1 protein-coding gene is annotated in these 357 nt (G+C 44.0%); it reads right to left on the reverse strand.

The window, feature by feature from the left end; translation table 11 throughout:
- Positions 1–357, reverse strand: a 357-nt coding sequence (locus tag HMPREF2608_RS03860) for a hypothetical protein (protein WP_210402760.1), incomplete at both ends; no start/stop codon positions are given.

The raw sequence follows: 357 nt of genomic DNA on the forward strand, positions 1-357 counted from the left end.
ACTGAAACGTTTGTTGCATCAATTTGATAATAGTGCACTGATTGTTCTGTTAGGCTTACGTTGAGTCTTGTTGCAGGCTTGGCTGCTACGTAATGCGCTTCGAAAGTTGTAGGTTTGGCGCAAATTTCTGTTTTTGCAAAACCGCCTACTTGGAGAGACGACAGGTATTCACCATTGACTTTGATATTGACTGCCGTTGGGTTTACGCCCGTATCGACACGATAGAAAACCAATCCGGCTTGATTTGCCTGCAGCTTGATTTGGGATGATTGGTTATCAAAATTCGACCATTTGTTGTTGCTTAATGTACAGGCAGACAGCATAGATACTGCCAAAACTGCCGCAGCCGTCAGTTTG

The organism is Neisseria sp. HMSC064D07, from assembly GCF_001837185.1.
GTDB lineage: Bacteria > Pseudomonadota > Gammaproteobacteria > Burkholderiales > Neisseriaceae > Neisseria > Neisseria flavescens_C.